This is a genomic window from Stenotrophomonas sp. HMWF023 (assembly GCF_003060985.1).
GTDB classification, from domain to species: domain Bacteria; phylum Pseudomonadota; class Gammaproteobacteria; order Xanthomonadales; family Xanthomonadaceae; genus Stenotrophomonas; species Stenotrophomonas lactitubi.
The window spans coordinates 4,933-13,060 of the sequence record NZ_QAIJ01000175.1 but is presented as its reverse complement, the minus strand read 5'-3'; the positions used below and the strand labels follow the sequence as shown (position 1 = coordinate 13,060).

At 67.4% G+C, this 8,128-nt stretch carries 6 protein-coding genes; 2 read left to right on the top strand and 4 right to left on the bottom strand.

Features of this window, described 5'->3' with window-relative positions:
* Positions 1–58 precede the first annotated feature (58 nt).
* The gene (locus DBR20_RS09480) at positions 59–583 is read right to left on the bottom strand and encodes a GNAT family N-acetyltransferase (protein WP_108266000.1); all 525 of its coding nucleotides are present in this window, start codon (positions 581–583) and stop codon (positions 59–61) included.
* 262 nt (positions 584–845) lie between these two features.
* A complete protein-coding gene (locus tag DBR20_RS09475) occupies positions 846–2,822 on the bottom strand; it encodes a UvrD-helicase domain-containing protein (protein ID WP_108265999.1) in 1,977 nt (658 codons plus the stop codon).
* Between the two features lie 102 nt (positions 2,823–2,924).
* Between DBR20_RS09475 and DBR20_RS09470 the strand changes: the two genes are divergently transcribed.
* Together DBR20_RS09470 and DBR20_RS09465 are read left to right on the top strand one after the other, a co-directional pair.
* Entirely contained in the window at positions 2,925–3,545 is a 621-nt protein-coding gene (locus DBR20_RS09470; RefSeq protein WP_108266019.1) for a thymidine kinase, read from the top strand.
* 98 nt (positions 3,546–3,643) lie between these two features.
* Positions 3,644–4,348, top strand: coding sequence for a sel1 repeat family protein (locus DBR20_RS09465; protein WP_108265998.1), 705 nt, complete (start codon positions 3,644–3,646; stop codon positions 4,346–4,348).
* Between the two features lie 37 nt (positions 4,349–4,385).
* Here DBR20_RS09465 and DBR20_RS09460 read toward each other — a convergent pair whose 3' ends face one another.
* Positions 4,386–5,990, bottom strand: a complete 1,605-nt coding sequence (locus DBR20_RS09460) for a glucan biosynthesis protein D (RefSeq protein WP_108265997.1) — start codon at positions 5,988–5,990, stop codon at positions 4,386–4,388.
* Between the two features lie 48 nt (positions 5,991–6,038).
* The coding region (locus DBR20_RS09455) for a serine/threonine-protein kinase (protein ID WP_219927805.1) at positions 6,039–8,128 on the bottom strand (2,090 nt) is incomplete at its 5' end.

The following is an 8,128-nucleotide window of genomic DNA, read 5'->3' as shown; positions in this document are numbered from 1 at the left end:
CCGTTGGTCGGCACGGTGGCACTCTGTCGTGCCGACCAACGGTCGGCACCCACCACGATCAAACCTCGGCCGCGCCGAGCGTGGCGTATAGGCGGCTGGGGCTGTCGATACCCGGCAACTGGATCACCCCGCGTTCCTGCATGCCCAGGCCCAGCAGGATCTTCCCGGACACCACGTGGTCCAGGTCGGTGATGCCGTACAGATCCTGCAGGCCCAGCACCGCGCGTGCGTGATTGAACACCGCCCGCGCCGCCTCGCTCGCATAGCCCTGCCCGGCGAATTCCGACAGCACCGCGTAGCCGATGTCCGGCGCCGGCAACCCATCACGGCGCACCAGCCCGGCGTTGCCCAGCCACGCACCATCGGACAGCCGCTCGATCGCATACATGCCGAAGCCATTCAACGCATAGCTGTGCAGCACCCGCAGCGCGATGTACTCCCGCGCCTGCTCTTCGTCGCGCACGTTGCGGTCACCGATGAAACGCACGAAGCCCGGATCGTTGAGCAGCGCCAGCATCGGCACCGCATCGCGGTCCGGTTCAATGGCCCGCAGCCGCAGGCGTTCGCTTTCAATCGGTTGCACGGACAAACCTCCAGCCAGAAGCCCCGATTGTGCCTCAGCCCCCGGCTGTTGATTTTGATTTTCTTTGCATTGCCGTGGCAAGACGCGCCCGGAATCTGTCAGAGGCCGGTCGGGGTGGGTTCGCGGGGGTATCCGCGCCATGGATGGCGCGGCTAAGCCCCCAGGGACGGGTTCACGGCGTCCCCCGCGGACCCACCCCGACCGGCCACACCGCGGAGCCAGCGCGCGCTCCGCCACGGAGGGGCGCCGCCGTTGGAGCGCCTTAGTCGAACAACGCCTCGATCGCCGCCAACCCCGCCGTCGCCCGTTCCTTCTTCCGCGCCGCATCCGCCACCGGATCCGCGCCGTCGCGCTGGATCTCCTCGGCCGGGATCTCCTCGAAGAAGCGGCTCGGCTTCAACCGCACATGCTCACCGAACTTGCGGGTCAGCTTGCTGTAGCTCATCCACAGCTGGATCTTGGCGCGGGTGATGCCCACGTACAGCAGGCGCCGCTCTTCCTGCAGATTGCCCTCGTCCAGGCTGACCTGGTGCGGCAGCACGCCATCCTCGCAACCGACGATGAACACGTAGGGGAATTCCAGCCCCTTGGAACCATGCATGGTCATCATCCGCACCTGGTTGCCGCCCTCGTCCTTGTCGCTGCGCGACAGCAGCGCCAGCTGGCCAGCGAGATCGGCGGCGGTGGCGCCGCGCGGGCCGCCCTCGAACCACTGCGCCAGTTCTTCGATGTTGTTGGCGCGACGCTGATAGCTGGCTTCTTCCTTGGCCTGCTGACGCAGCTCGCTGAGCAGGCCCGATTCCTTGGCGACCTTGCGGATCATGTCGCCAGAGCTGATCTGCCGCGTCTGCGCGCGCAGGTCACGCAGGATGTCGGTGAAGCGCGCCAGGCTGTTGGCCGCGCGCGGTGGCAACTGCTGCAGCGCGCCGATCGCCTCGGCGGCCTGTGCCATCGGCATATCCTTTTCCGAGGCCAGTTCAGCCAGTTTGGCCAGGGTGCCGGCACCGACTTCACGTTTGGGTGACTGCACCGCGCGCAGGAACGCGGTGTCGTCGTCCGGGTTCACCAGCAACCGCAGCCACGCCAGCGTGTCCTTCACTTCCTGGCGCTCCAGGAACATGGTGCCGCCGCTCAGGTGGTAAGGAATGCGCAGCAGCTGCATCGCCTTTTCCAGCGGGCGCGATTGGAAATTGCCACGGAACAGGATGCAGAAATCGCTCCACGGTACGTTGCGGGTCTGCGCCACGAACGCGATCTCGGCGGCGACCTTCTCCGCCTCGTGCTCGCTGTTGCGGCACTCCCACACGCGGATACGCTCGCCGTCAGCCTGATCGCTCCACAGCTTCTTCAGATGCTCATGCGGGTTGTTGGCGATCAACGCGTTGGCTGCGCGCAGCACGCGGTTGGAACAGCGGTAGTTCTGCTCCAGCTTGATGATTTCCAGCGCCGGGTAATCGCGCCCCATCTGCTGCAGGTTTTCCGGGTTGGCGCCACGCCAGGCATAGATCGACTGGTCGTCATCGCCCACGCAGGTAAAGTTGCCCTTGTCGCCGGCCAGCTGCCTGAGCAGGCGATACTGGGCGTCGTTGGTGTCCTGGCATTCGTCGACCAGCAGATAGCCGATGCGCTCGCGCCAGGCCACCGCGATCTCCGGGTTCTCTTCCAGGATCTGCACCGGCAGCCGGATCAGGTCATCGAAATCGACGGCGTTGAACGCGCTCAGGCGCAACTGGTAGCGCTCGTAGATGCCGGCCGCTTCCTTCTCGCGGTTGCTTCGCGCAGCGGCCATCGCCTGCTCCGGCGACAGGCCGGCGTTCTTGGCACGCGACACCAGGTTCTTCATGTCCTCGATGTCGTCCGGCTTGGCGCCGTACATCAGGTCCTTGATCTGCGCGGCCGCGTCATCGGCATCGAAGATCGAGAAACCGCGCTTGAGCCCGACCGCGGCATGCTCGATCTGCAGGAACTTCAGGCCCAGGGCATGGAAGGTGCAGATGGTCACTTCATCGGCATCCTGCTCGCGCAGGCGCTTGGCCACGCGCTCGCGCATTTCCTTGGCCGACTTGTTGGTGAAGGTGATCGCGGCGATACGCCGGGCCGGGTAGCGGCCACAGCCGATCAGATGAGCGATCTTTTCCACGATCACGCGCGTCTTGCCACTGCCGGCGCCGGCGAGCACCAGCAGCGGTCCTTCGATGTGGAGGACGGCGGCAGCTTGGGGGGGATTGAGACCGTGCATTGGGTGGGGATTGTAGCGGGCGTTGATGGCGGCCACAGCCGCCGGCCGGTGGGCTTGCTGAACGGCTTCGGCCGGTGCCTGGTGGCGTCGTACAATCGGCCGATGGCCAAGCTCTATTTCTACTATTCGGCGATGAACGCCGGCAAGACCACCACCCTGCTGCAGAGCGCGCACAACTACCGCGAGCGCGGCATGCGCGTGGCGATCCTGACCCCGCGCCTGGACGACCGTGCCGGCGCGGGCGTGGTCGCCTCGCGGATCGGCCTGCGCGCCGACGGCATGGCCTTCGAACGCGACACCGACCTGCAGCAGTGGGTCGCGCAGGATCTGCAGGCCAACGGGCCGCTGGGCTGCGTACTGGTGGACGAGGCGCAGTTCCTCAGCCGCAGCCAGGTCTGGCAGCTCAGCGAAGTGGTCGACCAGCTGCGCATCCCGGTGCTGTGCTATGGCCTGCGCACCGATTTCCGCGGCGAGTTGTTCGAGGGCAGCCAGTACCTGCTGGCCTGGGCCGACGAGATGCAGGAGATCAAGACGATCTGCCACAGCGGCAAGAAGGCGACCATGACCGTGCGCGTGGACGAACACGGCCATGCCGTGCAGGACGGCCCGCAGGTGGAGATCGGCGGCAACGAGCGCTACGTGTCGGTCAGCCGCGCCGAGTTCAAGAAGATCACCCGGGGTGAGGGTCGTATCGATCCGGCGCAGGCGCCGCTGCCGTTGTAGTGCATGGCCCTTCACGGGCCATGACGTCCTGCGGTTTACAAGGCTGCGTGGTCGGGCCTAGGCTGCGGCACTACCTGCTGCCGAACTGGATGTCCGTCATGCGCCCCGCCCTGCTGTTGCTTCCCGTGTTGTTCCTGCCCCTGTTCGCCACTGCGGCCGAGCGCCCGTCCGGCGAAGAGGACGCGGCCGTGATCGGTGCTGGTTTCATGGACAGCCATCCGGACATGATGTATCGGCAGTGGGGCGTCAACGCCCTGCGCCGCAACGACGTCAACGGCGCGATGGACAACTTCCGGCTGGCCGCACGCTATGCCGACAAGCCCGCGCAGGGCTACCTGGGCGAGATGTACTGGTATGGCGTCGAACAGCCGCGCAATCCGGTCATGGCCTATGCATGGATGGAAGTCGCTGCCGAACGTGGCTACCCGCTGTTCGTGGACCTGCGCAACGAGTACTGGGCGACCCTGCCGCTGGAACAGCACGACGCCGCGCGGGCGCAGGCAAGCGCACTGCGCGCCGAATATGGCGACGAGGTCGCGCGCCCGCGCATGGCCGAAGTGCTGAGGAAGGGACGACGCGAGATGACCGGCAGCCGCGTAGGCTCGATGTCCAACAATGTGGACATCGTGTACATGGACGGCGGCATAGCCCGCACGATCAAGGCCGACCGCCTGTATGACCCCAAGTACTGGGATCCGAAGCAGTACGAGCGCTGGCAGGACGAAACCTGGATGAAGATCCGCCGTGGCACGGTGGAAGTGGGTGTGCCTACGCAATCGCACGCCACCGACGCCAAGCCCTGAATCAAGGGTGCCGGCGCTTGGTCGGCACCGCTCTACTTCAGTACAGCGTGCGCTCCGGCGCGCCTGCCGGTGGCGGGGTGTACTGGTACAGCCAGGTTTCGGTGAGGGTCTTGCCGCCACTGCGCAGGTACAGACGGATGTCGATCTGCTCGGTGCTGCCCTCCGGCGGCACCAGGTCGAACATCGCGCGGTAACCCTTGATCTCGCGCAACGGCCGCGCCGAGACGATCTCCACCCGGCCACGGCTGGTTTCGACAACCGCTTCGACGTCGGCCTTGTCGATCAGGCTGGCCAGTTCGCCGCCTTCGAAATCCACCGCGAAACGCCACGAGAAATACTCCCGCTTCTTGCCGATCACTCCGCCCAGGCCGGTGCGGCTGGCCACGCAGTGGGCCAGCGGCGTATGCGCCGGCGGCTGTGCGCCCCAGTACAGCCGGTAGCCGACCAGCAGTTCCTGGCCCGGCTGCGGCTTTTCCTTCGGGTTCCAGAAGGCCACGATGTTGTCGAAGGTTTCGTCGACGGTGGGAATCTCCACCAGCTGCACCGAGCCCTCGCCCCAGTCACCCTTCGGCTCCACCCACAGGCACGGGCGCTTCTCGTAGAACACGCCGTCGTCCTGGTAGTGATCGAAGTTGCGGTCACGCTGCAGCAGGCCGAAGCCACGCGGATTGCGGTCGACGAACATGTTGAAGCGCAGGTTGCGCGGGTTCAGCAGCGGCCGCCAGATCCATTCGCCAGCGCCGGTCCACAGCGACAGGCCATCGGTATCGTGGATCTCCGGGCGCCAGTCCCAGCCCATGCGGCGGTCGTTCTCGCCCACCTGGTACATGCTGGTGCAGGGCGCGATGCCCAGCCGCTCGATGGTCTTGCGCGGGTACAGCGCGCTGTCGATGTCCATCAGCAGCACATCGCCGTTGGTGACGGCGAAACGGTAGGCACCGGCCACGCTGGGCGAATCCAGCAGCGCGTAGACGATGATCGTGTCCGAGTCGGCCGCAGGCTGTTCCAGGTAATAGGCGATGAAGTCCGGGAATTCCTCGGGCTTGCCCATGCCGGTGTCGATGGCCAGGCCACGCGCGGACTGGCCGTACTGGCCTTCCTTGCCCACTGCGCGGAAGTAACTGGCACCCAGGAACGCGGCGAAATCGCGGTCGGTGTCCTTGCGCGTGTTCAACCGGAACCCGGCAAAGCCGAGGTCGGCCGGCAGCTCACCGTTCTTCAACCCGCTCTTGCCGTAGTTGAACGCGGCGCCGTCATAGGCCAGTTCCTGCGCCTTGCCGTCAACCACGTCGTACATGCGCACGGGCGAATGGAAGTACAGGCCCAGATGGAAGAACTTGGCCTGGAATTTTCCCGGCTGGTCGGCCCACAGGGCATGGTCCTGGCGGTAGCCGATCGACTGGTACTGATCCCAGTCCAGCGCCTCCAGCTTGCCCGGCAGCACCCGTTTATGGCTCTGGTACGGCGCCTGTGCCAGCGCGCGCGCCTGGCCCTTCAGGGTGGCGAAATCGAACGGCTGCGGCTGGCCAAGCCGGCGCAGTCCAAGCTGGCCACTCCTGCTGGCCGCGCAGGCCGGCAGTGACGGCAGGCCGAAGGCGGCCAGGGCCAGGGAGGCATTGCGGATGAAGTCGCGTCGTTGCATGCAGGCGCGGGAGCAAAGGGAAGGTCGGCCATCATAGGCAGACAAACGTTAACGGGCAGCGGTGGAATCGATGTGCTGTTCAGCCTTTGCCAATGCCGCGATGCGCGCGTCGAGCTCCTGCAGGGCTGGCGCCTGTGGCCCGCGCTGGGCCAGCAGCAGCTGTCGCGCCTCGGCCAGCACGCTGCGGGCCTGTGCGGTCTGGCCGGCCTCCTGCAGGGCCTGACCCTGTGCCAGCAGCGCCTGCGGCAGCAATGCGATGTGGTCGGGCTGGCGCCAGATCGCCACCGCGCGGGCATAGTGCGCCGCCGCTGCCGAGGGGTCGTTGCTGGCGCTGGCCCATTTCCCGAGGGCGAACTCGCCGTAGCCGATCTCACGATGATCCGGGCCCAGGGCGCCGAGCAGCTGTGCCTGCACCTGCCGCAGTTCCTGGCCGGCCAGCGCGTGCTGGCCACGCTGCAGGGCCAGCTGCGCGCGTGCGCGGCGTACCACCAACGCCTCCGGGTGGCGCGGGCCCCATGCATCCTGTGCTGCCTGCCAGGCCTGCTCCAGCTCGGCCGCTGCCGCCTTCGTGTCGCCCTGGCGGGCCAGCACATCGCCCAGTTGCCGGTGCAGGCTGATCACCTGCGGGCTGCTGGCATCGGCGCGCTGGCCGAGCAGGGCCAGCGCCTGCCGGTACCCGGCCAGCGCGGCCGGCAGGCGTCCGGCGGTGGCGTCCAGCGCGGCCAGGTCGGCCAGTGATTCAGCGCGCCCGAAGCGCTCGACAAGCCCTTGGTGGCGCAGCGCCAGCGCCTGCTGGAACGACCGGCGCGCCGCATCAGCGTCACCCAGCTGGGCCTGGCACCGCCCGAGCTGGCTGTGGAATTCGGCCACGGCCGCCGGTAAGGCCGCCGCCTCGCTGGCCGCCAGTGCTTGCAGCGGCTGCAGGTGCGCCAGGCACTCGCGCCCGCGGCCGAGCATGCGCAGCGCGCGCCCACGCTGGGTCACCGCCTCGATCTGCAGCGCCGGCGGCACCTCGCCAACCTCCTGCAGCAGCCGGCGCTGCTGGTCCAAGGTCTGCAGCGCCAGCTGGTAATCGCCCAGGCCGATGCGCAGGCGGCCGATCACCCCTTGCAGCTCGGCCAACGCCAGCGGCTGGTCAGCCAGTTCGGCTTCGCCCCGTTGCTGACCGGTGGCCAGCAGCTGCGGCACGTCGAAATGGCCGTGGCGCTGGCTGGCCGCCTTGTCGAACAGGCCGACGGTGAAATCCTGCATGGCCTGCGCACGCGCCATTTCCACCCGCGCCTGGCGCGCCTGCCACAGGGCGATGGACGTGGTCAGCAGCAGCGCCAACACCGACAGCGTCGCCAAGGCCACGCCCCAGCGATGGCGGCCAATGTACTTGCGCACCCGGTAGCCCACGCCCGGCGGTCGCGCCTGGATCGGCTGCCCCTGCAGGTATCGGCGCAGGTCGCCGGCCAGCGCTTCGGCCGAGCTGTAGCGCTGCTGCGGGTCCTTCTGCAGGGCTTTTTCCAACAACACGTCCAGATCGCCCCGCAATCGCCTCGCCTGCCGCTGCAGGGCCCGTTTCGGCGCTCCCGGCTCGGCGGCCAGCCGTTGCAGCAGCGCCGAAGCGCGCGGTGCCTGCACATCCAGGATCGAGCGCTCCCATTCCGCGTCGCTGTGCCGGCGCAAGCGATAGGGCTTGTGCCCGGTGACCACCTCGAACAGCACCACGCCCAGCGAATAGACGTCGGTCAAGGTCGTCACCGCCTCGCCACGCACCTGCTCCGGCGCGGCGTAGTGCAGGGTGAACGCGCGGATTTCAGTAGCCGGATGGGCTGCGTTGGGATCGTCGTGGTCGAGCAGCTTGGCGATGCCGAAGTCGAGCAGTTTCACCGTGCCATCGGTGCGTACCAGGATGTTGGAGGGTTTCAGGTCGCGGTGCACCACCAGGTTGGCATGCGCATGGCTGACCACCGCGCAGACCTGCAGCATCAGCTGCAGACGCGTTTCCAGCGGCGGTTGCAGGCGCCGGCAGTAGTCGCTGATCGGCTCGCCTTCCACGTAATCCAGCGCCAGGTAAGGCTGCCCTTGCTGGTCCACCCCGGCGTCCAGCAGTTGTGCCAGATGCGGGTGCTGCAGGCGGGCCAGGATCTGCC